Raw genomic sequence first — 24,067 nt, forward strand, 5'->3', positions numbered from 1 at the left:
GCCCTCGGCTGGCTCGGGTCAGGCGAGGGAGTCGACCCAGGCGCGGTGCAGGTCCGAGTAGCGGCCGTCACCAGCCGCGACGAGCTCGCTCGGCGCGCCGTCCTCGACGATGCGGCCGTGCTCGAGCACGAGCACCCGGTCGGCGATCTCGACCGTCGAGAGCCGGTGCGCGATGACGATGGCGGTGCGCCCGGCGAGGATCGTGCCCAGCGCCTGTTGCACGAGCCGCTCCGAGGGGACGTCGAGCGACGAGGTCGCCTCGTCGAGGATGAGCACCGCCGGGTCGGCGAGGAAGGCCCGCGCGAAGGCGACGAGCTGGCGCTGGCCGGCGCTGAGCAGCCCACCCCGGTTGGAGACCGGCGTGGCATACCCCTCCGGCAGGGCCGTGATGAAGTCGTGGGCGCCGATCGAGCGGGCCGCAGCCTCGACCTCGTCGTCGGTGGCGTCGGGACGGCCGAAGCGGATGTTGTCGGCGACGGTGCCGCTGAAGAGGTAGTTCTCCTGGGTCACCATGACGACGGCGCGGTGCAGGTCGTCGGCCGCGAGCCGCGTCAGGTCGATCCCGTCGAGGGTCACCGTCCCGGCGGTCGGGTCGTAGAAGCGGGTCGCCAGCTTGGCGACGGTGGTCTTGCCCGCCCCGGTCGTGCCGACGAGCGCGAGCGTCTGGCCGGCCGGCACGGTGAGGTCGAGGCCGGGGAGCACCGCGGTGCCGGGGACGTACTCGAAGCGGACGTCGTCGAAGCGGACCTCGCCGCGGGCCGCAGTGAGTGGCAGGGGGTCGGTGGGCACGGGGACGTCGGGCACCTCCTCGAGCACCCCGGAGAGCTTCTCGAGAGCGGCCGACGCCGACTGGAAGGTGTTGTAGAACTGCGAGATCTCCATCATCGGCTCGAAGAACTGGCGCAGGTAGAGCAGGAACGCCGCGAGGACCCCGACGGTGACCTCACCGTGGTAGGCGAGGTAGCCGCCGTAGAGCAGGACGACGGCGATCGTCACGTTGCCGATGAGCCGGATGCCCGGCATGAACCACGCGACGAGCCGGAACGCGACGAGGTTGGCCCGGCGGTACTGGTCGTTGACGTCCTCGAAGATCGCCTGGTTGCGCGGCTCGCGGCGGAAGGCCTGGACGGCCCGGATGCCGTTCATCGACTCGACGAAGTGGACGATGACGAGCGCGACGTTCTCGCGGGTCGCGCGGTAGCTCTTGGCCGACTCCTTGCGGAACCAGTTGGTCAGCAGCGCGAGGGCGGGTCCGCAGAGCAGCGCCACGAGGCCGAGCTTGACGTCGAGCACGAGCAGCAGCACCGACGTGCCCACGAGGGTCAGCGCGGCCGTGACGAGGCCGTCGAAGCCGGTCTCGAGCATCTCGTAGATGGCGTCGACGTCGGAGGTCTGCCGGGAGATGACGCGTCCGGACGTGTAGCGGTCGTGGAACGCCGGGCTCAGGTGCTGGAAGTGCCGGAAGACCCGCCGACGGATCGACAGGAGGATGTCCTGGCCGATGACGCCGGACCGGACGAGGAAGAGGTTGCGGAAGATCGCCTGGGTGACGGTCGCGACGAGGACGAGTCCGACGACGAGCAGCAGCGGGCCGAGGTCACCGGACTCGCGGATCGGCGGGATGCCGGTATCGATGCCCTCCTTGACGAGGTACGGGATCGACAGGCGGGCGGCGTTCTCGATGACGACGACGACCATGAGCCACCAGAGGGCGCCGCGCCACGGCCGGAGCACGTCGCGCAGCAGCCGCCGGGAGCGGCCGGCGAGCCGGGTCGAGGTCTCGGCCGTCAGCTCACCCTCGATGTCGTCGGCGGCGACGCCGCGCCACTGCTGGGCCGGGGCGGTCATGCCCGCACCTCCTCGATCGTGTCGCTCGTGGAGTCACCGGAGCCGGCCCCCACGTCGTCGACGGCGTCGGCGGCGTCGGCGGCGAGCAGCTCGCGGTAGGCCGGGACGCCGTCGAGGAGCTCGCGGTGGGTGCCGACGTGGGTGATGGTCCCGTGCTCGAGCAGCGCGACCCGGTCGGCGAGCATGACGGTCGAGGCGCGGTGGGCCACGACGAGGCCGGTGGTCTCGGACAGCACGCTCGAGAGCGCCTCCTCGACGAGCTTCTCGGTGTGCACGTCGAGCGCGGACAGGGTGTCGTCGAGGACGAGGACCGCCGGCCGCGAGAGCACGGCGCGGGCCAGGGCGAGGCGCTGGCGCTGGCCGCCGGACAGGGACAGCCCCTGCTCGCCGATGCGGGTGTCGAGGCCCCACGGAAGGTCGTGGACGAAACCGGCCTGGGCGATCTCGAGAGCCGCGAGCACGTCGTCGTCGGGAGCGTCGGCGCGGCCGAGGGTGACGTTCTCGCGGGCGCTCATCGAGAAGAGGGTCGGCTCCTCGAAGGCGGTCGCGACGAGGCTGCGCAGGGCGGCGAGCTCGAGGTCGCGCACGTCGACGCCGTCGATGGTGATGCGTCCGCCGGTGACGTCGAAGAGGCGCGGGACGAGGGCCGTGAGGGCGGTCTTGCCCGACCCGGTGGCACCGACGAGCGCGAGGGTCTCGCCGGGAGGGACGTCGAGGTTGACGTCGCGCAGCACCGGCTGGTCGGGTGCGTCGGGGAAGGCGAAGTCGACGTGCTCGAAGCGCAGGTGACCGCGGCGCGCGCGGACCTCGTGCGGGCCGGAGACGATGTCGGGCTCGGTGTCGAAGATCTCGAGGACGCGTGCGGCCGCGGTCATGGCCTCCTGGGCCATGGCGAGGATGACGCCGAGGGACGAGACGGGCCACACGAGCGAGAGCATCAGGGTGATGAAGGCGACGAGCTCGCCCGGCGTCAGGTCTCCGTGGCCGACACCGATGGCGCCGAGCAGCAGCACGACGACGACGGCGAGGTTGGGGATGACCTCGAGGAAGGTCCAGAACTTCGCCGAGAGGCGCACCTTGTCGAGGCTCGTCGCCCGCAGCTCGAGCGCCGCCTCGTCGTAGCGACGGGCCATGTGGTCGCTGCGACCGAACGACTTGATGACGCGGATGCCGACCGCGCCCTCCTCCGCCTGGGTCGCGAGGTCGCCCTGCTGGTCCTGGACCCGGCGGGAGACGACGACGTAGGCCTTCTCGAACCGCATCGAGAGCCAGGTGATCGGCACCGCCGTCGCGGCGACGACGAGCCCGAGCGGCCAGTACATCGTCAGGAGCACGATCGTGACGGCGGTGACCTGCAGGACGTTGACGACGAGGAAGAGCAGGCCGAAGCCGCTGAACCGTCGGATCGCCGAGAGGTCGGTCGTCGCCCGGGAGAGCAGCTGCCCCGACTGCCACCGGGTGTGGAAGCTCATCGGCAGCGCCTGGAGCCGCTCGTAGAGGTCGCGGCGCAGCTCCGTCTCGAGCCCGAGCACGGCGTTGGACTGCACCCACCGGCGCACGAAGATGAGGACGGCCTCGAGCACGCCGAGGGCGAGGGCGAGCAGGCCGAGCGGCAGCACCGGCGCGAGCTCGTGGCTCGTGATCGGCCCGTCGATGATGGCCCGCGTCACGAGCGGGATGGCGATGGAGAGGCCGACGCCGGCGAGCGACGCGGCGAACATGACGACGAGGGCCCAGCGGTGCGGGCGCAGGTAGCCGCGCAGGCGCCACAGGGACCGGACCGAGGCGGGCGGTTGCGAGGCAGGATCAGCAGGCATCAAGCAGTGACGATAACCCCGACCTCCGACAGAGATACCTCTGGGTCAGAGATTCACGTGGCTTCGCTGTCCCAGGGCGTCGGGACCGACGGGTCGTGGCCCCGCGGGGTGCTCACCGGCTTGTCGACGACGGGCGACGGCTGGTCGTCCTCGTCGGGAGGCGCCGAGAGCGCGTCGCGCACGATCTTGCGGGGGTCGTACTGGCGCGGGTCGTAGGCCCGCCAGTCGACGTCGGAGAACTCCGGTCCCATCTCGTCCTTGAGCTGCTGCTTGGCCCGGTCGGCCATGCCGCGTGCCTGACGGACGAACTTGCCGAACTTGGCGGCGTACTCGGGCAGGCGCTCCGGACCCAGGATGAGGATCGCGAGCAGACCGAGCAGGAGCAGCTCCCACCCGTTGATGTCGAACACAGTCCCTCGCTTCCACGCGTACCGGCTGCGCCATCCTACGGTGGCGCCTCGTGCTCTAGCTGGCCGGATCCGCTTCCAGCGTCATCTGCAGCTCGAGCTCCTTGCCGTCACGTTCGACCTTGAGGCTCACGGTGTCGCCGACGGCCCGCGCGCGGATCGAGACGATGAGCTGGTCGGGGGTGCGGATGCGCTTGCCCTCGAAGCCGACGATGACGTCCCCCGCCTTGACGCCGGCCTTGGCGGCCGGTCCCCCGGAGGTCACGGCGTCGGGTTCGTCGACGACCTGGGCGCCGTCACCGGCGAAGGTGCGGCTGAGCTTGACGCCGATGACCGGGTGGGTCGCCTTGCCGGTCGCGATGAGCTGGTCGGCCGTGCGCCTCGCCTGGTCGCTGGGGATCGCGAAGCCGAGACCGATGCTGCCGCCGCTCGACCCGCTCGTGCCCGGCACGCGGGCGATGGCGCTGTTGACCCCGATGACCTTGCCCGTCATGTCGAGGAGCGGGCCGCCGGAGTTGCCGGGGTTGATGGCCGCGTCGGTCTGGATGGCGTTGATGTAGGACGACTCACCGGGGTCGCCCGGCTGCACGGGCCGGTTGAGCGCGCTGACGATCCCCGTGGTCACGGTCTGGTCGAGACCGAGCGGCGCACCGACGGCGATGACCTGGTCGCCGACGACGACCTGGTCGGACGCGCCGAGCGTCAGGGGCTTGAGGTCGGTGCGGTCGATCTTGAGCACGGCGAGGTCGTAGCTCGCGTCGCGCCCGACGATCGTCGCCTTCTCGGTGTCGCCGTTGCTCAGCACGATCTCGATGTCGCCGTTGACGCCGGGCTCGACGACGTGGTTGTTCGTCAGGACGTGGCCCTTGGCGTCGATGACGAAGCCGGAGCCCGTCGCCGACCCCTCGCTGCCGCCGTCGACCTTGATGGTCACGACGCTCGGGAGCGCCACGGCGGCGATGTTGGCGACCGAGCCGGCCGGCCGCTGCGTGGCTCCGGGCCCGGGATCGGGCAGCGTCGAGCCGGCGACGTTGATGCGGTCCTCGGCGACCTGGCCGGCGATGCCGCCGATGACGCCGGAGAGCAGGCACAGCCCCACGACGGCCGCGACCACCTTGCCGCGGCCGCGGCGCGCGGGTGGAGCCGCCGCGTCGGTCAGGGCGACTCCCCCGGGCGGCACGGCACCCTCAGGGCCGGGGTCGCCGTCAGCGGGTGCATGGGGCACCGAGCCGAGGTATGCCGTCGCGCCGGCTGCCGTGGCCGCGCTCGCCTGCGCCTCACCGGGTCGGGTGGGCGCCGGGGGCGCGTCCGCTGCCGGGGCCGGCGGGGCGTACGCCGAGCGGTGCGCCTGCTCGGCGAGGGAGTCGGCGCGGTCGCTGCCCCAGGCGGCGTCGGCCCGGGCGGGGACCCCGGCCCCCTCGGTCGGGTGCTCGCCGCCGAAGACGTCGAACCACGCGTCGTCGCCCGATTCGCCGGAGCCGCTGCCCGCCGCGCTCGCGGGAGGCTGCGCCTCCGTCGCGGACGGGGCGGGAGCCGGTGACCCGGCCGGGATGGCGCGGGTGTCGTGCAGGTCGATGATGCCGGTCTGCTCCACCTCGGGCGCCGCTGCGGCGCCATGGGCCTGGGTGCGCTCGCTGGGCTCGGGAGCTGCCGTTGGATCGGGGTCCGGCGTCGTCGACTCGTCGCTCATGGCCCTGATTGTGCCGAACGGACGTTGGTGACCCGAACCGGGGCCACCAGACCGGACGTCGTGCCGAGGGCCAGCGAGGCGGTGCGGGCCGACGTGCGGGTCGTGACGACCCAGTAGGGCACGTTGCCGGCGATGTCGTCGAGGCCCTGCGACTGACGCGTGACGGGAGCGACCCGGTTGCCGGGCAGCACGGAGCCACCGAAGTTGACGGCGCTGACGGGGCTGGAGCCGAAGCTCGCGACCGGCCCTCGGACCGACGGGGTGCGCGAGCCGGGCACCGGCGAGATCGCCAGGCCCCACGCAGCGGCGACCGACGCCCCTGCCGCGATGGAGGCCACGACGGCGGCCCGCATCGGTGAGCGGTGCAGGGCGGGAGCGGTGGGGCGCACGGTGGGCACGGGGTCGTAGGACGGCGCGGACGGCATACGGAAGCCGGTGGGCGGCAGCGGGATGCGCGGCCCGTCCGAGCGGCTCGGCGCGGTCGGTGCCGGCTGGGGCTCGCCCGAGGGCGCCGCGCCCAGACCCATGAGGGAGGTGCGCAGGCTCATCGGGACGCCGGTGTCGGAGCGCAGCGACGCGACGATGCGGCGCTCCTGGTCGGCCGCGGCGCGGCAGACGGTGCAGCACACGAGGTGCTTGTCGTAGAGGTGCAGCATCGCCGGCGGCAGGGCGCGGTCGACGTAGGCACGGACGTATCCCTTGAGGTGCGGCGTCACGACATCACCTCCGGGCCCATCAGCGCGAGCTCGCCGCGACTCGGCGGCCGGGAAGGCGCAGGCCGGCGCGAGCGGCGCGCGACTCGGGCTTGGCGGGACGGGCGGCAGCGGCGACCTCGGGGGCCCGGTGCGCGAGGGCCTCGCGCAGCTGGGCGCGGCCACGGTGGATGCGCGAGCGGACGGTGCCGAGCTTGACGCCGAGCGTCGCGCTGATCTCCTCGTAGCTGAGGCCCTCGATGTCGCACAGGACGACGGCCGCGCGGAACTCCGGTGCGAGGGCGTCGAGCGCCCGCTGCACGTCGTCGTCGAAACGCGCGTCGTGGTAGGTCTGCTCCGGGCCCTTCTCGTTGCTCGGGAGCCGACCGGCGGCGTCGTCGGGCAGGGCGTCGAAGCGGATGCGCTGCTTGCGACGCATCTTGTCGAGGAAGACGTTGGTCGTGATGCGGTGCAGCCAGCCCTCGAAGGTGCCCGGCTGGTAGGAGTGCAGCGACCGGAAGACGCGGACGAAGACGTCGTGCGTCAGGTCCTCGGCGTCGTGCGGGTTGCCCGTGAGGCGGTAGGCCAGGCGGTAGACGCGCGCAGAGTGCTGCTCGACGATCTCCTCCCACGTGGGAGGAGTCCACGTCGAGTCGGCCTGCTCCACCGAGGTGGGAGAGGTGGACGTCACGCTGGTGCTCACAGGGGGCTGGGCCTTTCACGGAGAGGGGTCAACGACAAGAACGCCGTCAGATCTCGATTCGTTCCCGTCGATCGTCTCGGATTGCCCTGTCCGGCCGCCAGCCAGAACCTGTGGTTCTGCTGTGGACGCTCTCGGCGCGCGAGCCTCGGCTCGGTCACCGGGACTGCTCGCTGCCGTCGTGCGGGACCGCCTCGTGGTGGACGCGGCCGTGCGTGCGCCGGTCCTCCTTCATCTCCGCCTCGAAGAGGTGGCGTCGGCCGCCCACGAGGTCGTCGCGCGCCTCCTTCTCGAGGCCCTTGAACGTCGCGTAGTAGCCGTCGTCGTACTCCTCGACGATCTGGAAGGTCCACCTCCCGTGCACGACGTTGCGCCCGACGAGCTCGGCCTGGAGCCGGTCGGCGAGCTCGGTGTGGCCGGCCTCGCGGAAGAGGTCGACGGCTTCACCCAGGGCGAGGTCGGCCGCCCCCGTGAGCCGGTGGAAGCCGTAGAGGTGGCCGCGGGCGTCCTCGACGACCTCCAGCGCCTCGGAGAGCTTGCCGAGCGCCTCGACCGTGGCGTCGTCGACGCCGTCGGGACGCAGGTGCTCCGAGGTCGGCTGGTCCTGTTCGTCCATGACCTGATCCTTACCCGCTTCGGGGCGACGGGGTGCCGAATCGGTCCGGCACGTCACAGTAGGGTGACGAACATGAGCACCCAGAAGGTCGCCGCGTGGTCGCACGCCGAGGAGTTCGTCAACCCGAGCGAGCACGTCGAGGAGGCCACGCACCGCGGTGAGGAGCTCGGCGCGCCGGCCGTCGGCAACGGCGTCGGCGCCGTGCTCCAGATGCTCGCCGCCGCGACGGGGGCCAAGGCCGTCATGGAGATCGGCACCGGCGCGGGCGCCTCGGGCCTCTGGCTGCTCGGTGGCATGCCCGCCGACGGCATCCTCACGACGATCGACCTCGAGACCGAGCACCAGCGGGCCGCGCGCGACGCCTTCGCGGCGGCCGGCATCGCCCACCAGCGCACCCGCTGCATCGCCGGCCGCGCCCTCGAGGTGCTCCCCCGGATGACCGACGGCGCCTACGACCTCGTCGTCGTCGACGCCGACAAGGAGGAGTACCCCGAGTACCTCACGCAGGCCACCCGCCTGCTGCGCTCCGGCGGCACCCTCGTCATGACGTGGACCGACAAGGAGTCCGACCCTGCCAACCGTGACGCCGAGACGCGCACCCTCCGCGAGGTCGGTCGCGCCATCCGCGAGCACGACCAGTTCACCGTGTCGCTGCTGCCCGTCGGCGAGGGCCTGCTCGTCGCCGTCAAGCGCTGAGACCACGTATGCCGTCCGGCCGGCATACGCACCCTCGCGTGGGGCCGGGGACGCGAAACGGCCCCCGACCGTGAGGTCAGGGGCCGTCGAACCTGGATGTAGGCGGAAGGGTCAGCTGACGCCGTCACAACCCTGGATCGCGTCACGCAGAGCTGCAGCCTCGTCGGGGGTCATCTCGACGACGAGACGCCCGCCGCCCTCAAGGGGCATCCGCAGCACGATGCCGCGGCCCTCCTTGACGACCTCGAGCGGGCCATCGCCGGTCCTCGGCTTCATTGCTGCCATGGTTCCCCTTCCCTAGGAATCCTCGGTCTTTGGCCCCATTATTCCGTGTCTCGTTTGCGAGACCTAATTGGGGATGTGACAGAGGGCACGTCAGAGCCCCGCGAGGCCGGTCGCGCTTCCACGAGGGGACGGATTGGGACAGAGTGGCGCCCATGACGCAGACGCCCGCCTCCCCCTCCTCGCCGGCCCCCGAGCCCCTGCTCGTCGAGGTTGCCGACGGCATCGCCTGGCTCCGGCTCAACCGGCCCGAGGCGATGAACAGCCTCGACAACGCCCTCAAGGACGCCCTCGTGGCAGCCCTGCGCGAGGTCGGCGACGACCCCGCCGTGCGGTGCGTCGTGCTCACGGGGACCGGGCGGGCCTTCTGCGTCGGGCAGGACCTCAAGGAGCACGTCCGCAGCCTCGGTGACCCGACCTCGACGCTCGAGACGACGGTCACCGACCACTACAACCCGATCGTCATCGCGCTCTCGACGATGAACAAGCCCGTCGTCGCGGCCCTCAACGGGGTGGCGGCCGGCGCGGGGATGAGCTTCGCGCTCGCCTGCGACTTCCGGGTCGCCTCCGAGCAGGCCGGGCTCAACACCTCGTTCGCGGGCATCGCGCTCTCGTGCGACTCGGGCGCGTCGTGGACGCTGCCGCGGCTCGTCGGGCCGGCGCGGGCCAAGGAGCTGCTGCTCCTGCCGCGCACCGTGTCGGCGTCCGAGGCGCTGGCCCTGGGTCTCGTCACGAAGGTCGTGCCGGCCGACGAGCTCGAGGCGGCCGTGACCGAGCTGGCCCGGACGCTCGCCGACGGCCCGACGCTGGCCTATGGCTCGATCCGGCGGGCCGTGGCCTACTCCGCCGGCGCCAACCTGCCCGCGGCGCTGGCCCACGAGGCCGAGCTCATGGCGCTGACGGGTGGCAGCAGCGACCACCGGGCTGCCGTCGACGCCTTCCTGGCCAAGGAGAAGCCCACCTACACCGGCACCTGACGCCCGCGTCGGGTCCACGGACTGGCGCCAGACCCCAGCTGATGGAACGTCCTTTGGTCCTGCCCCTGGTGGGGTTCTGACGCCACCGGACGCAGGACCATCCGTCGCACCATGCGGCGGAACTCAGCCCGTCCGCGCAATCGGCAGTGTCAGACGTGGAGTGGCTGTCACCGGAGCGCGCGTCCCGGACCGCAGGGCGGCCGCGTGGGCGCGCTCGATCCGGTGAAGCTGGGCGCTGGGGTCGCGAGCCAGTGCCGCGGGCGTCACTCCGACCACCACGACGCGCACCGCCGACAGGTCCGAGCCCTGCTCCACGCTGGCGTCCCAGTCGAGGCCGTCGGAGTGGAACGCACGAGACTGCACCAGCACGGCCATGCCCACGTCGTCGAACCACACATCGGGCGAGGTCAGCTCCTCGCCGGTGGGACCGGTGAGCACGGGGTTGGCCAGTGGCGCAGGAAGGCTACGCGACGTCCGGATCAGGGCGAGCAGGTCGGACTCGGGCACCGACCATGCACCGGCAGCGACCTCGACCAGCATGCGGCGCAGGCGGACGGAGCCGTGCCGCCCGCGCGCATCGACCCAGTGCTCGAGGTCGTCGAGCCGCACGAGGCGACGCTGGACCGCCTCGATCACGAGCGGCCGGGCGCTCCGCTCGTCGGGCGTCTCGGCCGCGGCGTCGACGACCGCTCGAGCCAGGCAACCGATGCGCAGCCCGTCTCGCTCGACGACGGGCTCGCCGGTCAGCGTCGTGCTCCGGATGTCGACCCAGGCGACGCGACGCGACCGCCTGGGCGCGGGTACGAGCACCCGGATCGGCAGGCCGACCGAACTCGACCTCAGGCCGTGCAGGGCGGAGGCGGTCGATCCTGCGAGCCAGGCTTCGTCCCCGCCGGCCAGCTGTGCGGCGACGAGGCGTTGCCGCTCCGACGGCAGCCCGGTCTGCAAGGCGTAGACGCCAGGGAGCAGCAACCGCCAGTCGCGGCCGACCCTCCACCGGAGGGTGTCGCGGCTGACACCGGCCTCGAGCAGCTGACATCGAGTGACGACGCCGTGCTGTGAGCGTGCGAGCGCGAGCGTGGAGTCCGGGAGGCTCATGACCTCAGGCTGGCCCTGCTGACCGCCGCCGGCTCTCCTCGGCAGGGCGGCTGTGGACAGGGGGTGGCGGCGCCGGAAGGGCTGTGGACCGTCTCCGGTGGCGGGCGAGGAGGCGGCCACGGGACCATGTTCCCCGATCGTCGGGCATCTGGTGGCGTGATGACACCATCGGATGCACGACGATCCGGCGGTCCATCTGCAGATCGTCGATGGCTGGCCGTCTCGGTGGCACGGGCACCGGCGACCGCTCAGGTCACGGCGGGTAGTCGCTCGGGGGGACGAAGCGCCAGAGGATGTCGGTCCAGTAGTACTGGCCGACGATGCTGAGCACGAGGAGCGGGACGAAGCGCCACAGCATCCGCTTCCACGTGTTGCCGCGCCGGTCGGCCCAGCCCGCGCCGAGCAGGACGACGAGGAGCGGGAAGAGCGGGATGAGGTAGCGGAAGATGCTCGTGAACGGGTCGAGCACCGCTGCGAGGTAGGCCGGGTAGGCCAGCGTCCAGGTGCGCAGGTCGGCGCCGAGGTTGCGTGCCCACGGCCCGGCCACCATCGCGATGACGACGAGCGGCACCACGACGAGCATGACCGGCCCCCACGTCTCGCCGAACGCATACTCCGACATGCCGACCCACGGCGTGAACGGCTCGACGGTGCCCGAGCCCCGCCACGACGCCATGGTGTCGGTGTAGGCCGACGGCACGCCGGTGCGCCACCACGCGACGGCGGGCCACAGCAGCCCGGCGACACCGCAGCCGACGAGCGAGGCGAGCATGGCGGCATACGTGCCGGGACTGATCGGGCGCTCGCGTCGCGCGCGCCAGCGCATGACGACGACGACGAGCGTGACGAGTCCCAGCGGCACGGCGATCGGACGCGAGAGCCCGACGAGGAGGGCCACGGCGGTCGCGACGAGCCAGCGCTCCCTGGCGAGCGCGTAGAGGTAGCCGACGAGGAGCAGCATGGCGAGGGACTCGGTGTAGGCCAGCTGCAGCGTCACCGACGCAGGGAAGCTCGCCCACAGGGCGACGACGAGGTATGCCGCCGGGTCGCCGATGCGGTCGCGCAGCAGCAGTCCCATGAGCACGGCCGCACCGGCGCCGCAGAGCAGGGCGATCGTGGAGCCCACGGCCGGGAAGTCGAGCCCGGTCAGGGCCATCCCGCCGCGGGCCATGAGCGGGAAGAGCGGGTAGAACGCCCACGGGTTCTGCTGGACGGCGCCGCCCTGCCCGACGGGCAGCTCGGAGGGGTACCCGTGCTGGGCGATCGTCTGGTACCACTGACCGTCCCAGAGGGCGGTGAACGGGAAGTACGACACGGGCACGTCGTCGCCGCCGGTCATGCCGGACGGCACCTGGTGCTGCATGACGAGCAGCAGGATCGTCGTCGTGACGACCCGGGCCATCGCGTAGACCGCGAGCACCCAGGCGAGGAAGACGCCGCGCGAACGCACGGAGAGCACCTCGGTCATGTGGTGCGTTCGCGGCCGACCGTCGGATCGGACTGCTCGGTGGGCTCCGAGGACTCGGCAGAATCGGCAGAATCGGCGGGCTCGGCGGACTCCGCCTTCGGCTCGGCGGACTCGGCCTCGAGCTCGGCCGCTCCGGTCGCAGGCTCGTTCTGCTCGGCGGGCTCGGCGTGCATGGGGTCGGCGGGCTCGGCGGGGGCGGGGTCGGCGGGGGCGTCCCCGCGCAGCACCGCGATCTCCTCGTCCTTCTCCCGCAGCTCGCGCCGCAGCCGGTCGACGACCCCGTCGACCTGGCTCATCCGGTAGCCCCGGGCGCCCACGTCGAAGACGAGGTCGTCGAAGTCGGTGTCGCGGATCGGCTCGTCGGGCAGCGGCTCGTGGCTCAGGCTCGTCGTGTTGCGGCCGAGGCCGCCTCCGGCGAGCCCGAGGATGAGCGCGACGACGAGGCACAGGACGACGATCCCGACGAAGAGGATGAACCACTTCACGCGCGCGGCTCCTCGTAGGTGCGGATCGCCTTGACGGCCTCGTGCGGGTCGTCGGTGACGATGAGGCGGTCGAGGTCGGAGGGGCTGATCATGCCGTTGTCGAGGACGGTGTCGCGCAGCCAGTCGATGAGGCCCTGCCAGTAGGCGGCACCCATCAGCACGATCGGGAACTCGGTGACCTTCTGCGTCTGGGCGAGGGTGACCGCCTCGAAGAGCTCGTCGAGGGTGCCGAAGCCGCCGGGCAGCACGATGAAGCCCCGCGAGTACTTGAGGAACATGACCTTGCGGGCGAAGAAGTAGCGGAAGTTGATGCCGAGGTCGACGTACTCGTTGAGCCCCGTCTCGAAGGGCAGCTCGATGCCGAGCCCGACCGACGTCCCCCTGGCCTCGAAGGCACCCTTGTTGGCGGCCTCCATCGCGCCCGGCCCGCCGCCGGTGATGACGGCGTAGCCGGCCTCCGCCAGCAGGCGCCCCACCTCGACCCCCATGGCGTATGCCGGGTCGTCGGGTCGGGTGCGCGCCGAGCCGAACACCGCGGCCGCCGGCCCGAGCTCGGACAGCGTGCCGAAGCCCTCGACGAACTCGGACTGGATGCGCATGACCCGCCACGGGTCGGCGTGCAGCCACTCGTTCGGCTGGTGCGCCTCGAGCAGTCGCTGGTCGGTCGTCGTCACGGGCACCTTGTGACGGCGCAGCGTCACCGGTCCGGTCTGGCGCCGGTCCTCGTGCGGGCTCCCCGGGGTGACGGGTGCGGGCTGGTGGTCGGTCACAGCGCCACCCTATGCGGAGAGGTCAGCGGAGCCAGCGCAGCAGGGCGGCCTCGGCGTCGACGTACTGCTCGACCGGGCAGCGCTCGTCGTCCATGTGCGCGAGGTTGGGGTCGCCGGGCCCGAAGTTGACGGCCGGGATGCCGAGCGCCGAGAAGCGCGCGACGTCGGTCCAGCCCTCCTTCGGGTTGACCGGGACCCCCAGTGCGTCGATGAACGCCTTGGCGGCGGGCAGCAGCAGGCCCGGCCGGGCGCCGTCGGCCGCGTCGGCCAGCGTGACGTCGAAGCCCTCGAAGACCTGGCGCACGTGGGCGAAGGCCTCCTCGGTGTTCTTGTCGGGGGCGTAGCGGTAGTTGACCGTGACGGTGCAGCGGTCGGGGATGACGTTGCCGGCGATCCCGCCGCTGATGCCGACGGCCTGGAGGGCCTCGTGGTAGTCGAGCCCGTCGACGGTGATGGTCTCGGCCTCGTACGCCGTCAGGCGGGAGAGCACGACGGCGGCGTCGTGGATGGCGTTGTGGCCCTTCCACGGCCGGGCCGAGTGGGCGGCGACGCCCTTCGTCACGATCTCGGCGCGCAGCGTGCCCTTGCAGCCGCCCTCGATGGCGCCGTCGGTCGGCTCGAGCAGGACGGCGAAGTCACCGGCGAGCAGGTCCGGCGAGGTCTCGGCGAGCCGGGCGAGACCGTTGTACTTCCCGTCGATCTCCTCGCACTCGTAGAAGAGGAAGGTCAGGTCGCGGCTCGGCTCGGGCACCTGGGCGGCGATGCGGAGCATGACGCCGACGCCGCCCTTCATGTCGACCGTGCCCCGGCCCCAGAGCTCGCCGTCGACCCGGCGCGTGGGCAGGTTGGGGACCGCCGTGAGCGGCACGGTGTCGATGTGTCCGGCCAGCACGACGCGCTCGGAGCGGCCGAGGGAGGTGCGGGCGACGACGGTGTCGCCGTCGCGGACGACCTCGAGGTGCGCGAGGGGCCGCAGGGCCGACTCGATCGCGTCGGCGAGCGCCGCCTCGTCCTGGCTGACCGACTCGATGTCGCAGATCGCCGCCGTGAGCGACGTGACGTCGGCGGACAGGTCGAGGGTGCTGCCACGGGCACCCGCGTCGGCGGGGACGGTGGTCGGGTCGGCGGACGGCGAGGTGGACGGCATACGGGAAGGCTATCCGGAGGTCACCACGTCGTGACGGCAGCGGACCGCCGGGCCGCGACCGTCCCGGTGACCACGGGTCGGGTCCGCGTGACACCGGCGCCCGCCGGCCCCATATCCTTGCGGCCATGTCGGAGCGCAACGCATGGGGACACGGACTGACGACGACCACGGACGACGGGCAGGTGCTCGACACGTGGTTCCCGCAGCCGGCGCTCGGTGAGCGCCCGGCCGACGCGGCCGTCCCCGAGGGCCTCGACGCCCTCGTCGGCGCCGACGAGGCACGCCGCGTGCGCACCGAGGTCCGGCTCGTCGAGATCGACCTCGACGCTCCCCCGGCCGACGCGCCCGACGCCTACCTGCGCCTGCACCTGCTCTCTCACTGCCTCGTCGAGCCCAACACGATCAACCTCGACGGCGTCTTCGGCGCGCTGCCGAACATCGTCTGGACGAGCGCGGGTGCCTGCGCCGTCGACGGCTTCGAGCAGACGCGGATGCGGCTGCGGGCCCGGGGCCAGCACGTCGCCGTCTACGGCGTCGACAAGTTCCCGCGGATGACCGACTTCGTCGTGCCGCAGGGCGTGCGCATCGCCGACGCCGACCGGGTGCGCCTCGGTGCCCACCTCTCGGCCGGCACGACCGTCATGCACGAGGGCTTCTGCAACTTCAACGCCGGCACGCTCGGCACCTCCATGGTCGAGGGCCGCATCGTCCAGGGGGTCGTCGTCGGCGACGGCTCGGACATCGGGGCCGGCGCCTCGATCATGGGCACCCTGTCCGGTGGCGGGACGGAACGCGTCAGCATCGGTGAGCGTTGTCTGGTCGGAGCCAACGGCGGCATCGGCATCGCGCTCGGGGACGACTGCGTCGTCGAGGCCGGGCTCTACGTGACGGCGGGCACCAAGGTGACCCTGCCCGACGGCACCGTGGTCAGGGCCAGGGAGCTGTCGGGGTCGAGCAACATCCTGTTCATCCGCAACAGCGTGACCGGTGCCGTCGAGGCCCGCGACCGTGCGGGGACGGGCATCACCCTGAACGCCGCACTGCACGCCAACGACTGACCCAGACCGGACACCACCGGTTCAGACCAGAGCCGGACCACCCGAGGACCCCATGCCGAAGAACCGACCGGGCCCGACCCTTGCCGACTCCAGGGGCCGCCCCCGTGCACGTCGCCGACGCCGCTGGGTGCCGATCCTGCTCGTGGTCGCCGTCGTCGGCACAGCCGGCTGGTTCGGCGCCCGCTTCCTCATCCAGAGCGTCGTCAACCCGGAGTGCACGATCAAGGCCGGCGGGATCACCGAGACCTTCGACCCCGACCAGACCGCCAACGCCGCCCTCATCGCCGCCCTGTCGATCGAGCGCGGGATGCCGCCGCGTGCGGCCACGATCGCGCTGACGACGGCCTTCCAGGAGTCGAAGATCCGCAACCTGCGCTACGGCGACCGCGACTCCCTCGGCCTGTTCCAGCAGCGGCCGAGCCAGGGCTGGGGCACGAAGGAGCAGATCCTCGACCCCGTCCACGCGACGAACGCGTTCTACGACGCTCTCGAGAAGTACAAGGGCTACGAGACGGCCGACATCACGAAGATCGCGCAGCGCGTCCAGAAGAGCGGCTTCCCCGAGGCCTACCGCGACCACGAGGGCCAGGGCCGGGTGCTCGCCTCGACGCTGACCGGGCACTCCCCCGCCGGTCTGACGTGCCGCCTCGACGCCGTCAAGTCGAGCCTCACGCCCCAGCGCGTCGCGAGCGACCTGTCCGAGCAGATGGGCGTGACGTCGGTCCGCCCCGGCGAGGGCACCCTCACCGTCACGGCCCGCGACCGCACGACCGCGTGGGCCGTCGCCCAGTGGGCCGTCGCCCGGGCCGAGATCTACGGGGCGAGCAAGGTCAGCATCGGTGACCGGGTCTGGGACCGAGCGGCCGGTGACGAGGGCTGGTCGGCCGGCGCGGACGGCACGACGGTCACGATCGAGCTCGGCTGAGCCGGGCGGGCAACGCCCTCCGCCCGCTCCCGGAAGGGTCGGGACGGCCGGGGCTGCGTCAGCCGGACACGCGGTCGAGCTGCTGGAGCAGATCGTGCGCAGCCAGCTCGACGTCCTTGTGCCGCCACTCGCTCGCCCGGTAGACGCAGGCGATGAGTGCCGTGCGGTGCACGCGTCGGAAGTCCCCGACGACGAACGCGTAGCGCACCTTGGTCCCGTCGTTGGCGCCCTCGGTCAGGCCGAGGTGCCAGGCGGCGTAGTCGTCCCACGAGTGCCGCTCGAGGTAGGCGTTCTGCGCCTCGGCGTCCGGCTGGACCTGACCCCAGTCGCTGTCGAGGACGTACTGGCGGGCGTCGATGAGCTCGCGGCACCGGGCGACGGCCGCGTCGTTGACGAGGTACTTGGCCATCGCCCCATCATGCCGATGCCCCCGTCCCTGGAGGGGCGGGGGCATCGGACGGATCGTGCGGGACCCGAAGGCGGACCGTCAGGCGGGGTAGCTGCGCTGGGCCTCGCCGGTGTAGATCTGGCGCGGGCGGCCGATCTTCGTCTCCGGGTCGGTCATCATCTCGCGCCACTGGGCGATCCAGCCCGGCAGGCGGCCGATGGCGAAGAGCACCGTGAACATCTTCGACTCGAAGCCCATGGCCTTGTAGATGAGGCCGGTGTAGAAGTCGACGTTCGGGTAGAGCCTGCGCTCGACGAAGTAGTCGTCGGCCAGGGCGATCTCCTCGAGGCCCTTGGCGATCTCGAGGAGCGGGTCGTTCTGGCCGAGCTTCTCGAGGATGTCGTCGGCGGCCTTCTTGATGATGGCCGCGCGCGGGTCGTAGTTCTTGTAGACGCGGTGCCCGAAGCCCATGAGGCGGACACCGTCCTCCTTGTTCTTGACCTTCTCCATGAACTTCTTCGGGTCGTCGCCCGACTCGTGGAGCTTGCCGAGCATCTCGAGGACGGCCTGGTTGGCGCCGCCGTGGAGCGGGCCGGACAGGGCGTGGATGCCGGCCGAGACCGAGTTGAAGAGGTTCGCGTGGGCCGAGCCGACGAGACGCACCGTCGAGGTCGAGCAGTTCTGCTCGTGGTCGGCGTGCAGGATGAAGAGCAGGTCGAGGGCCTTGGCGACGGTCGGGTCGACCTCGTAGGGCTCGACGGGGTAGCCGAACGTCATCCGCAGGAAGTTCTCGACGAACGACAGCGAGTTGTCGGGGTACATGTACGGCTGGCCGACGCTCTTCTTGTGCGCCATGGCCGCGATGGTCGGCAGCTTGGCGAGGAGGCGGACGGTCGAGATCTCGACCTGCTCCTGGTCGAAGGGGTCGAGGCTGTCCTGGTAGAACGTGCCGAGCGCCGAGACGGCCGAGCTGAGCACGGGCATCGGGTGCGCGTCACGCGGGAAGCCGTTGAAGAACGCGCGGAGGTCCTCGTGCAGCATCGTGTGCCGGCGGATCGAGTCCTCGAAGCGGGTCAGCTCCTCGGGCGTGGGCAGCTCGCCGTAGATGAGCAGGTAGGAGACCTCGACGAACGTGGACTTCTCGGCCAGCTCGGCGATCGGGTACCCGCGGTAGCGCAGGATGCCCTCGTCACCGTCGATGTAGGTGATGGCGCTCTTGCACGACGCCGTGTTTACGAAGCCGACGTCGTAGGTGACGAGGCCGGTCTCCTTGAGCAGGGACCCCACCCCGAGCCCGTCGTTGCCCTCGACGGCGTCGACTCCCGGGAACGTGAGTTCCTTGTCTGCGACCTTGAGCGTCGCGTCCACTGCCTTCGTCACTGTTCCTCGCCTCCTGTAACTCCGGCCCAACGGCGCCGGACGTATCCGCGAGCGACGTTACCCCAGCGCCGGGTCCGCTGAGAAAACAGGTCCATCCCATACCACCGCACGACGCAGCGCCCAAACGGGGGCGAAACGACCTCGGAGTCAGAGCCGGGAGCAGGCGGCGGCGATGCGTTCGTCGGTGGCCGTGAGCGCGATGCGCACGTGCTGGCCGCCGGCTGCGCCGTAGAACGAGCCCGGCGCGACGAGGATGCCGCGGTCGGCGAGATCGGAAACCGTTGCCCAGCAGTCCTCCTCGCGGGTGGCCCAGAGGTAGAGCCCCGCCTCGGAGTGGTCGACGCGCAGCCCCGCTCGCGTGACGGCCGCGAGCAGCAGCTCGCGCCGGTGGGCGTATGCCGCCCGCTGCGCCTGCACGTGGGTGTCGTCACGCAGGGCGACGGCCATGGCGTGCTGGACGGGTGTGGGCATGATCATGCCGGCGTGCTTGCGCACCTCGAGGATCGCGCCGACGAGGGCCGGGTCGCCGGCGACGAACGCGGCGCGGTAGCCGGCGAGGTTGGACTGCTTGGACAGCGAGTAGACGGCGAGCAGACCCTCGTGCGAGCCGCCGCAGACGTCGGGGTGCAGGATGCTCGGCGTCGCCGTGCCGACCTGGCCCTCGCGCCAGTCGAGCTCGGCGTAGCACTCGTCGCTGGCGACGACGACGCCGTGCCGGCGCGCCCACTCGACGACCTTGCGCAGGTGCGGGACGCCCAGCACCTGGCCGTTGGGGTTGCCCGGACTGTTGAGCCACAGCAGCTTCGGCGTCGTGGCGGCCGTGAGCGGGCCGAGGCTCGTCAGCGACTGCGCGACGACGCCCGTCGCGCCGGCGATGCGCGCGCCGATGTCGTAGGTCGGGTAGGCGACCGCCGGGATGCCGACGACGTCACCGGCGCGCAGGCCGAGCAGGGTCGGCAGCCAGGCGACGAGCTCCTTGCTCCCGATGGTCGGCAGCACCGCGTCCGCGCTCAGGCCGGGGACGCCGCGGCGACGCTCGAACCACTCGCAGATCGCGGCCCGCAGGTCGGCGGTGCCGACGGTCAGGGGGTAGCCCGGGGCGTCGGCCGCGTCGGCGAGCGCCCGGCGGACGACCTCGGGCGTCGGGTCGACCGGCGTACCGACCGACAGGTCGACGATGCCCTCCGGATGCGCGACCGCTCGCGCCTTGTACGGCGCGAGCGAGTCCCACGGGAAGTCCGGCAGGTCGAGCCCACGCACGGAGGCGAGGGGCACGCCGGGCACGGTCACTCGTCGTGTTCCTGCGGCGGCAGTGCCTCGATGAGCGGGTGGTCCTTGTCGATGACGCCGAGCTTGGCGGCGCCGCCGGGGCTGCCGAGGTCGTTGAAGAACTCGACGTTGGCGTTGTAGTAGTCGGCCCACTGCTCGGGGACGTCGTCCTCGTAGTAGATCGCCTCGACGGGGCACACGGGCTCACAGGCGCCACAGTCGACGCACTCGTCGGGGTGGATGTAGAGCGACCGCTTGCCCTCGTAGATGCAGTCGACCGGACACTCCTCGATGCAGGCACGGTCCTTGAGATCGACGCAAGGCTGGGCAATGACATAGGTCATGGGGAGCGGACCTCCTGCTGTGGAGCGTTCGGGAGCGGATGCTGCACCGCCTAGTATGCCGGACATGAACGGCGAGCCCACGCACGGCCCCACGGATGAGACCGACCCGGAGACGACGTCCTCGGAGGACACCCCGAAGGGCCCGGAGGCGGCTGCGCTCTCCCCCGCCGCAGCCACCGACACCCCCGGCCACCGCCTGACCGCGGGCCTGACGATCGGCAGCAGGGTCGTCGTGCGCTACCGCCTCGCCGAGGGCGCGGAGGCCGCCGCCACCGACTTCCTCGGCGAGCTCGTCGCCCGCAACGACGACTTCCTCATCGTCGACACGAAGACGGAGCGGGTGAAGCTGATCCGTGCTGACGTCGTCGCCGCCAAGGACGTGCCGCCGCCGGCCAGCCGCCCGGGCCGTGCACACGAGCGGGTGTCGGTCGACGACCTCGAGAAGCTCATGGCCAAGGGCTGGCAGGCGCTCGACCGCGGCGGCATCGGCGACTGGGTGCTCCGAGCCTCAGACGGCTTCACCGGTCGCGCCAACTCGGCGCTCGTCGTGGGCGACCCGAGCCTGCCGCTCGACAAGGCCATCGACTTCGTCGAGAGGTGGTACGCCGAGCGCGACCGCCCCCCGATCTTCCAGGTCAACGGCGAGCGCGGGTTCGCCGTCGACGAGATCCCTGCTGCCGCAGCGCTGCTCGCACGCGGCTACGCCATCGGCGGGGGTCGCGACGACTGGCAGCGCGTGCTCGTCATGACCGGCCTGTCCGCCGCCGTGCCGCCGCTCACCGAGACGTCGGCCCCGGTCACCGCCGACGCCGAGCTCAAGCTCGACTGGCTCATGAGCTACGGCGAGCAGCGCACGATCGTGCCGGGCGCCACCGAGGCGGTCCTCACGGGCAGCGACGGGCAGCTCTTCCTCTCGGTCACCGACCCCGAGACCAAGCGCATCGTCGCCCTGGCACGCATGGCGATCCACCCCGGGTGGGCCGGCATCTTCGGCCTCTGGGTGCACCCCGAGCACCGCCGCAAGGGCCTGGCCACGACCGTCGTCTCGGCGATCGCCATGGTCGCCCGCGAGAACAACATGCCCGCGATCTACCTGCAGGTCTCGGCCGACAACGCCGACGGCGTCGCGTTCTGGGAGGACCTCGGGTTCGGCGTGCACCACGAGTACACCTACCTCGCCCGACCGACCGCCTGAGGGCCGCGGAGCGTCGGAGCCTCCCCGACCCGGTCCTGGGTCACGGCGGCGTGGCGGCGGGGTTCGTGCAGATGATGCGGTCCTCGGGCACGTAGTGGGTGCTGACCGGCTCGCTCCTGACGAGGGTGCCCGACCCCGGTCGGTACCACTGCCGGGTCACGGTGACGTCGAAGCCCGGGTTGGCCTGCTGCGGGTAGCACTTCAGGTTGTTGGTGCGAATCGTCTTGGGGGGCACGACGTTTCGCCGTGGACCCTTGACCGACCTGATGTCCCACGTCTTCGTGCTCCACACCCGTCCGTGGACGTAGCCGCCCTCGACCCAGGTCTGCAGAAGCATCCCGTAGGGGGTGTCGTTCTTCCACCTGTTGTCGATCGTCGGCCAGTAGACGGTGGCCTCACGACCCTCCGGGTAGCGCGGGATGAAGAACGCGTGGGGGCTGAACTCGAGGAAGTCGACGCCGGCGAAGTACGCCATGTTGTAGACGACCGTGGACACCTGGCTGATGCCGCCACCGGTGCCGCGCGTCAGCCGGCCGTCGATGATGACGGTGCCGTCGGCATACCCCTTGTCCTCGGTGCGCTCGCCGAGGATCCCGTTGAGGCTGAAGGTGCCCCCGGGTGGCACGTAGGTGCCGTTGATGCGCTTCGTCGCGACGACGAGGTTGTTGGTGCGCGTCGTGTCGTTCGTCGGGAAGGGCGAGCGGAAGTCGACGACGAGACTCGTGACACCGGCCTTCTGGGCGTCCTGGGTCGTGAAGGGCGGCCGGGCGAGGGCCGGGCGCACGTCGACCGTGCGGTCGGTGCCCGAGATCGCGGCGACGACCCGCTTGGCCACGGCGTCCTCGTCGACCGTCAGCCCGTCGACCGAGGGCACGAGTCGCGGCCTGCCGTTGTCGGGCTCGAACACCCAGCGGGCGTTGCTCGCCGCGCGGGTCGTCACGGTCACCTTGCCGGCGACGAGCCGGGCGAGGCCGGGTTCGTCGAACGTCGGCGTGAGACCACCGGACCCGTCGGGCACCACGGAGACCATCGGGGCGTACTCGGCCGGGGCGACCAGGACGCGGGTCGAGCCGGACACGAGGGTGAGCGGCCGCGACATCGCCGTGCTGCCGAACTGCGAGCCGACCTGCTGGACGACGTCGGCGCTCACGGCGGGGGGCACCGGGCGCACCGCGGCCGTGGCCCCGGTCGAGTCGGGAAAGGCCCGGCGCAGCGCGAGCTTCGTCGCAGCCACGTCCAGCGCGCTCCCCGGCACCGGCATGTCGACCGCGACGGAGCCGCCGGGGAAGGTCACCCGGCCCTCCACGGGCGCGACGGCCAGCCCGGGTGCGAGCCGGTCGAGGTAGGCGGTGAGCGCCTCGTCGTCCGCGTTCGTCAGGAGCGGCGCCTGCACGGACCCCGTGAGCTTGCCCCAGACGACCCGCGGGTCGAGCGTGAAGCCGGTGAGCCCCTCGAGGGAGCGCTCGGCGTCGACCGTGAGGCCGGCGTCGCGCGGGACGACCTGCAGCGGCTCGGCGCGCCCCGCCACGGTGAGGGCGATGGGCGTGTCGAGCAGCGACCGCGAGCCCTTGTCGATGGCCGCCCGGGCGGACTCGGACGTCATCCCGCCGACCCGGATGCCGCCGACCGACACGGACGCGGGGACGTGCTGCGAGGACCACACGCAGAGGCCGGCGTAGCCGCCTCCGAGGACGACCGTGGCCACGAGCAGGCGCAGCACGGTCGAGCGCCGCTCGCGGCGCGTGTCGTCGGACCAGTCGTGGGCCATCGGTTCTCCGGGCAGGGGACATCGTGTGGCACGAAGGTAGCGCCGCCGATGTCCGACGTCGGCGAAGCACCACGAGGTGTCGGCTCCGTGACGAGATCGTTGTTCTCGGTCAGGCGAGCAGGCCCGCCTCACCCGGCTCGACGGGACCGCCCACGGTCTCCCAGGTGAGCGGGTCGACGCGGCGGAAGCCCTCGCGGGCCGTCGTCCGCGCGGCGACGAGGTTGGACAGGGCGTGCACGTCCTCACTCGCGACGATGACCTGCGTCGCGTGCTCCCGCAGCGCATCGTTCTGGACCGCCCGCGCGTCCTCGTCGACGACGGCGTGCGTCACGCGGTCGTCGTCGACGACCGAGGGCGGGAACGGGTCGTCGGCGGCAGGAACGACGAGCCGCGGCGGCTCGTGCGCCTCCGGACCGAGGTCCTGGCGGCTCCACCACGCGGCGGTGTCGAGCACGGCGGGGTCGGCGGTGGCCAGCCAGGCGCGGTCCTCGCGGGCCCAGCCGACCGGCGTGAGGATCTCGTAGACGCGCCCGGGCCGGTCGGCGGCGTCGAGGATCTCGAGCGCGCGCCGCGTGACGCGGTGCGTCTGGACGTGGTCGGGATGGCCGTAGCCGCCGTGCTCGTCGTAGGTGACGACGACGTCGGGCCGCAGCTCGCGCACGAGGTCGGCGACGAGACCACCGGCCACGTCGAGGTCCGCGGCCGCGAACGCCTCGGGCCGGGCGGCGGCGGCGGCCGAGCCCACCATGCCGGAGTCGCGGTAGCGCGAGAGCCGCCCCGACGCCTCGTCGGCGCCGAGGACGTGCGAGACGGCCCCGATCCGCGCGAGGGCCCGCGTCAGCTCACCGTGCCGGTACGGCCCGAGACGGTCGTCGGGGTCGCCCTCGAGGTCGGCCAGCCCCGGCGGGATGACCTCGCCCTCCTCACCCAGGGTGCACGTCAGCACGTGCACCTCGTCGCCACGTGCGACGTGGTGGGCCATGGCGGTGCCGCACGTCAGCGTCTCGTCGTCGGGGTGGGCGTGGACGAAGAGCAGTCGGGGCACGG

Annotated in this window: 24 protein-coding genes; 5 read left to right on the plus strand and 19 right to left on the minus strand. The window is 72.0% G+C overall.

Annotated elements, in window-relative coordinates; translation table 11 throughout:
- Positions 1-18: 18 nt before the first annotated feature.
- The 7 genes from ACSSS0_RS04905 to ACSSS0_RS04935 form a co-directional block, all read right to left on the minus strand.
- Entirely contained in the window at positions 19-1,848 is a 1,830-nt protein-coding gene (locus ACSSS0_RS04905; RefSeq protein ID WP_487230264.1) for an ABC transporter ATP-binding protein, read from the minus strand.
- Positions 1,845-3,665, minus strand: coding sequence for an ABC transporter ATP-binding protein (locus ACSSS0_RS04910; protein WP_487230265.1), 1,821 nt, complete (start codon positions 3,663-3,665; stop codon positions 1,845-1,847). Before ACSSS0_RS04910 ends, ACSSS0_RS04905 begins: the two co-directional genes overlap by 4 nt.
- Before the next feature lie 53 nt (positions 3,666-3,718).
- Entirely contained in the window at positions 3,719-4,075 is a 357-nt protein-coding gene (locus ACSSS0_RS04915) for a twin-arginine translocase TatA/TatE family subunit (protein WP_020143116.1), read from the minus strand.
- A 55-nt stretch (positions 4,076-4,130) separates the two neighbouring features.
- On the minus strand, positions 4,131-5,762 hold the full coding sequence (locus tag ACSSS0_RS04920; protein ID WP_487230266.1) for a S1C family serine protease: 1,632 nt from the start codon (positions 5,760-5,762) through the stop codon (positions 4,131-4,133).
- Entirely contained in the window at positions 5,759-6,478 is a 720-nt protein-coding gene (locus ACSSS0_RS04925) for a hypothetical protein (RefSeq protein WP_487230267.1), read from the minus strand. Before ACSSS0_RS04925 ends, ACSSS0_RS04920 begins: the two co-directional genes overlap by 4 nt.
- Positions 6,479-6,497: 19 nt before the next feature.
- Positions 6,498-7,145, minus strand: coding sequence for an RNA polymerase sigma factor SigE (gene sigE / locus ACSSS0_RS04930; RefSeq protein WP_156415385.1), 648 nt, complete (start codon positions 7,143-7,145; stop codon positions 6,498-6,500).
- Positions 7,146-7,311: 166 nt separating this feature from the next.
- Positions 7,312-7,770, minus strand: coding sequence for a hypothetical protein (locus ACSSS0_RS04935; RefSeq protein ID WP_487230268.1), 459 nt, complete (start codon positions 7,768-7,770; stop codon positions 7,312-7,314).
- A 72-nt stretch (positions 7,771-7,842) separates the two neighbouring features.
- Between ACSSS0_RS04935 and ACSSS0_RS04940 the strand changes: the two genes are divergently transcribed.
- Positions 7,843-8,466: an O-methyltransferase gene (locus ACSSS0_RS04940; protein ID WP_487230269.1), complete on the plus strand. Its 624-nt coding sequence runs from the start codon at positions 7,843-7,845 to the stop codon at positions 8,464-8,466.
- A 111-nt stretch (positions 8,467-8,577) separates the two neighbouring features.
- On the opposite strand, the gene ACSSS0_RS04945 is transcribed toward ACSSS0_RS04940, so the two are convergent.
- Positions 8,578-8,751, minus strand: a complete 174-nt coding sequence (locus ACSSS0_RS04945) for a DUF3117 domain-containing protein (protein ID WP_076262632.1) — start codon at positions 8,749-8,751, stop codon at positions 8,578-8,580.
- Between the two features lie 152 nt (positions 8,752-8,903).
- Between ACSSS0_RS04945 and ACSSS0_RS04950 the strand changes: the two genes are divergently transcribed.
- A complete protein-coding gene (locus ACSSS0_RS04950) occupies positions 8,904-9,725 on the plus strand; it encodes an enoyl-CoA hydratase/isomerase family protein (RefSeq protein ID WP_487230270.1) in 822 nt (273 codons plus the stop codon).
- 123 nt (positions 9,726-9,848) lie between these two features.
- Here ACSSS0_RS04950 and ACSSS0_RS04955 read toward each other — a convergent pair whose 3' ends face one another.
- The 5 genes from ACSSS0_RS04955 to dapE all read right to left on the minus strand — a co-directional run bounded on the left by ACSSS0_RS04955 (position 9,849) and on the right by dapE (position 14,693).
- The gene (locus ACSSS0_RS04955; RefSeq protein WP_487230271.1) at positions 9,849-10,823 is read right to left on the minus strand and encodes a type IV toxin-antitoxin system AbiEi family antitoxin domain-containing protein; all 975 of its coding nucleotides are present in this window, start codon (positions 10,821-10,823) and stop codon (positions 9,849-9,851) included.
- Positions 10,824-11,076: 253 nt separating this feature from the next.
- Positions 11,077-12,291, minus strand: coding sequence for a hypothetical protein (locus ACSSS0_RS04960; protein ID WP_487230272.1), 1,215 nt, complete (start codon positions 12,289-12,291; stop codon positions 11,077-11,079).
- On the minus strand, positions 12,288-12,776 hold the full coding sequence (locus tag ACSSS0_RS04965; RefSeq protein ID WP_487230273.1) for a cell division protein DivIVA: 489 nt from the start codon (positions 12,774-12,776) through the stop codon (positions 12,288-12,290). Before ACSSS0_RS04965 ends, ACSSS0_RS04960 begins: the two co-directional genes overlap by 4 nt.
- Positions 12,773-13,546, minus strand: coding sequence for an LOG family protein (locus tag ACSSS0_RS04970; RefSeq protein ID WP_487230274.1), 774 nt, complete (start codon positions 13,544-13,546; stop codon positions 12,773-12,775). The genes ACSSS0_RS04965 and ACSSS0_RS04970 overlap by 4 nt, the downstream gene beginning before the upstream one ends.
- A 22-nt stretch (positions 13,547-13,568) precedes the next feature.
- Complete coding sequence (gene dapE, locus ACSSS0_RS04975) at positions 13,569-14,693, minus strand: succinyl-diaminopimelate desuccinylase (RefSeq protein ID WP_435985029.1); 1,125 nt, start codon at positions 14,691-14,693, stop codon at positions 13,569-13,571.
- A gap of 125 nt (positions 14,694-14,818) precedes the next feature.
- Here dapE and dapD point away from each other — a divergent pair, with 125 nt between their 5' ends.
- Together dapD and ACSSS0_RS04985 are read left to right on the plus strand one after the other, a co-directional pair.
- Positions 14,819-15,751, plus strand: coding sequence for a 2,3,4,5-tetrahydropyridine-2,6-dicarboxylate N-succinyltransferase (gene dapD / locus ACSSS0_RS04980; RefSeq protein ID WP_487230275.1), 933 nt, complete (start codon positions 14,819-14,821; stop codon positions 15,749-15,751).
- A 52-nt stretch (positions 15,752-15,803) separates the two neighbouring features.
- The gene (locus tag ACSSS0_RS04985; RefSeq protein WP_487230276.1) at positions 15,804-16,676 is read left to right on the plus strand and encodes a hypothetical protein; all 873 of its coding nucleotides are present in this window, start codon (positions 15,804-15,806) and stop codon (positions 16,674-16,676) included.
- Positions 16,677-16,734: 58 nt separating this feature from the next.
- On the opposite strand, the gene ACSSS0_RS04990 is transcribed toward ACSSS0_RS04985, so the two are convergent.
- The 4 genes from ACSSS0_RS04990 to fdxA form a co-directional block, all read right to left on the minus strand.
- Positions 16,735-17,085, minus strand: a complete 351-nt coding sequence (locus ACSSS0_RS04990; RefSeq protein ID WP_487230277.1) for a hypothetical protein — start codon at positions 17,083-17,085, stop codon at positions 16,735-16,737.
- Positions 17,086-17,163: 78 nt separating this feature from the next.
- Positions 17,164-18,444, minus strand: coding sequence for a citrate synthase (locus ACSSS0_RS04995; protein ID WP_487230278.1), 1,281 nt, complete (start codon positions 18,442-18,444; stop codon positions 17,164-17,166).
- 147 nt (positions 18,445-18,591) lie between these two features.
- The gene (dapC, locus tag ACSSS0_RS05000; RefSeq protein WP_487230279.1) at positions 18,592-19,728 is read right to left on the minus strand and encodes a succinyldiaminopimelate transaminase; all 1,137 of its coding nucleotides are present in this window, start codon (positions 19,726-19,728) and stop codon (positions 18,592-18,594) included.
- Positions 19,729-19,730: 2 nt separating this feature from the next.
- Positions 19,731-20,057: a ferredoxin gene (fdxA, locus tag ACSSS0_RS05005; protein ID WP_020143133.1), complete on the minus strand. Its 327-nt coding sequence runs from the start codon at positions 20,055-20,057 to the stop codon at positions 19,731-19,733.
- Positions 20,058-20,121: 64 nt separating this feature from the next.
- Between fdxA and ACSSS0_RS05010 the strand changes: the two genes are divergently transcribed.
- Positions 20,122-21,252, plus strand: a complete 1,131-nt coding sequence (locus ACSSS0_RS05010; protein ID WP_487230280.1) for a GNAT family N-acetyltransferase — start codon at positions 20,122-20,124, stop codon at positions 21,250-21,252.
- Between the two features lie 40 nt (positions 21,253-21,292).
- On the opposite strand, the gene ACSSS0_RS05015 is transcribed toward ACSSS0_RS05010, so the two are convergent.
- Positions 21,293-23,020: a VanW family protein gene (locus ACSSS0_RS05015; RefSeq protein WP_487230281.1), complete on the minus strand. Its 1,728-nt coding sequence runs from the start codon at positions 23,018-23,020 to the stop codon at positions 21,293-21,295.
- Between the two features lie 109 nt (positions 23,021-23,129).
- The gene (gene mshB / locus ACSSS0_RS05020) at positions 23,130-24,065 is read right to left on the minus strand and encodes an N-acetyl-1-D-myo-inositol-2-amino-2-deoxy-alpha-D-glucopyranoside deacetylase (protein WP_487230282.1); all 936 of its coding nucleotides are present in this window, start codon (positions 24,063-24,065) and stop codon (positions 23,130-23,132) included.
- Positions 24,066-24,067: the final 2 nt, after the last annotated feature.

The organism is Terrabacter sp. R4-6 (genome assembly GCF_057529065.1).